The 2,444-nt window shown below is 39.6% G+C and carries 3 protein-coding genes; all 3 read right to left on the bottom strand.

What is annotated here, in order from left to right; all coding sequences use genetic code 11:
* The coding region (locus tag AC1DVH_RS29600; RefSeq protein ID WP_477756778.1) for an ATP-binding cassette domain-containing protein at nt 1–411 on the bottom strand (411 nt) is incomplete at its 3' end.
* Complete coding sequence (locus tag AC1DVH_RS29595; RefSeq protein WP_477756777.1) at nt 411–1,154, bottom strand: ABC transporter permease; 744 nt, start codon at nt 1,152–1,154, stop codon at nt 411–413. The genes AC1DVH_RS29600 and AC1DVH_RS29595, both read right to left, overlap by 1 nt.
* A gap of 11 nt (nt 1,155–1,165) precedes the next feature.
* Nucleotides 1,166–2,374 (bottom strand): YcaO-like family protein, encoded by a 1,209-nt coding sequence (locus AC1DVH_RS29590; protein ID WP_477756776.1) that lies wholly within the window; start codon nt 2,372–2,374, stop codon nt 1,166–1,168.
* Between the last annotated feature and the right edge of the window lie 70 nt (nt 2,375–2,444).

Here is a 2,444-nt window from a genome sequence, read left to right as displayed (position 1 = left end):
GAACCAACGTTTTTCACCGTAACTACACACGGAAGATTTTTTTATCCAGATTTCCTTATATCGCTCAACTATTTCTGGGCTCCACACAGCGAGTTTTTTCAAAGCCTGCTCTTGCGATATTCGGTTCGAAGAGCAAAGCAAAGTTGTCATTTTAAAGATATCGAACATACGCAGCACGGGGGGAGTCATGATTGTCTGCGATAGATAAAGCCGGCTGACAAAACTATTGACAAGCTGTCCTTCACTCGGCTTTTTCAGGCCACACACAATATCGAAAAACGTTGTCTTTCCGGAACCGTTTGGACCTAGTAGACCGGTAATACAGCCTGGAACCACATTGATAGATGCATCATTGAATATTGTTTTTTCAGAAAACCCGAAGCAAAGTGATTTAGCTTTAATAATGCCCATTAATATCGACTCCACACTGGATTTACGCGCATAAATCGTAGCGACAACAAAAAGACCAAAACAAATGAAATTAGAATTCCAAATATCAGAATGGAGTGTTTTTCAAAACCTCCAGTCATAATTTCATTCGCAACATACAGTGGATTAAATACATTGACAAAATCGATTGCAGGGTGCGAGCCGTGAATACTGAGAATACCTGACGCAAGCATCCCAAATGACGTTATTGAGAAAACGGTATTGGCGTTCTGAAAATTTACAGGCAACAAGCTCAACAAAATCCCGAGCACACAAAACAGCACATAGCAGATATAAAACCGAGAAAAAATCAATAAGAGCTCAGCCATATCAAAGTCCCCAAAAGGAAAACAGGTCAACGTATAGAAAGCGGTACAGTAAATCAAAGCAATAAGCGAATAAGCAAAAAACTGTGCCAACATAAATATCAGCCTCGCTTCGAACGCATATACAAACGACCTAATAAATCCGCTTTCCCTTCTACCCACGATATAAAAGGAGAAGCCAAAAAAAGCGACACTTGAAGAAATATAAGAGTAAAACCAGGAAGTGCTTTCTAGATAGCTAATGTCCGAAGGAGAAAATCCTCCCCTGGAGTAAGCCAGCAAATAATAGGTTGCTGCTGGGGAGACAATTATCCAAAAGAGCGCAACAGGTTCTTTTAGCTGCTCTTTCATAAATAACCGCGCAAGTGCGAAAGATCTTGGTATTGTAAAATTTGACATAGGTCACCTTTTCATGGGAATGGAACCATAATTTTTTTCCGCTCAGAAAGTATCTGACTCAAAAATTTTTCAGAGTATTTATTTCGGAAATTTATCCCCCTAGAGTTATTCATATGCAGAAATAAATCGGGAGAAACAAACTTGCAGAAAAAATACAAACCGCTATGCATAGCAAGAGAATTAATATAGAGATAACCATCAATCTGCTGAGACTTTAGCGTAGCCAAAAGACCAGACAAGCTAAAATCAAGCGATGACTCTGATGTGTCGAAGCCACGAGATTTGACAGAAATTATCTCTTTGTATGTTTCATAAGTATTGCAGCTTAAAAAATATTTTAAATACGAATCTTCAACTTCCTCGACATCACTCTCAGTAGCTCGAAACAAATCAATAAATCTGTAGGTTTGCCACAATTCATGGATCGACTTTTCAAGTGCGGCGCTTTGCGTTTCTGCATACGACATACCGGCGCAGTACCTAACATGACGTTTGCTATCCTTTTGACCGTAAACAGCCAGCAAACATGAACCGGGATAATCAGGATCAGATATATCGATGATCGTAATCTCACCTGACTTACATAGTGCGCCGTATAACATACTAACGCGACTTTCGCTCAGGGCCACTTTGATATCAGACTCCGAAATTAATCGAACGCATTCTTTTGTGAGCCAAAATCTTGCTAGAAACTGCCTTTCCAAATATTCCTTTATTGACCCAAATACTGCATCTTCAAATCGATAATGAAAACTACAACCACAGGTATCTCGCAGAGGATATATTGCATTTTCACTTTCGATTTTATGATAATTAAGAGAAATACATGCGGTAGGTATGTGACAACAAGAAAAATCCGATACGCGCAACACCTCCGTCAAATTATATGAATGTTTGGCAAGCTGTGCGGATGTCAAATTACTCTCATTAGTTTGAGAAAAAGCATAGATAAATTTGCTAGCTTCCAATCTCGTCAATGAATGATTGATATCCCCCATTACGTCAGACTTAACCTCCATATAAAAATGTCGTCTTTCAAAGTACTCACCTAGCGCCGCCTTTATAGAAGTTGAACCGTTTCCTATTCCAGACCCTCCGTTTAACCACGGATCTTCCACTTCAACGGAAAATGGAAGAGATAGTAAACAGGCCGGCTGACAAATCAGAGCCCCTGGTAACGATGAGTAGTAACTAGAGTTATATAGGATCACATTGTTCACCAATAAAGTGCACACACATAGGAAAGAAAAGCGTTGGATTAAGACCTATTGCCTTACTCAGCATCGTGTC

The organism is Pseudomonas sp. P4_C3, assembly GCF_056402075.1.
The sequence above is the reverse complement of the archived record's forward strand: the minus strand, read 5'-3'. Positions and strand labels throughout refer to the sequence as shown.

Coding starts and splice junctions, on each gene's coding strand:
- AC1DVH_RS29595 (WP_477756777.1), bottom strand. CDS start 1,154: ATGTCAAATTTTACAATACCAAGATCTTTCGCACTTGCGCGGTTATTT.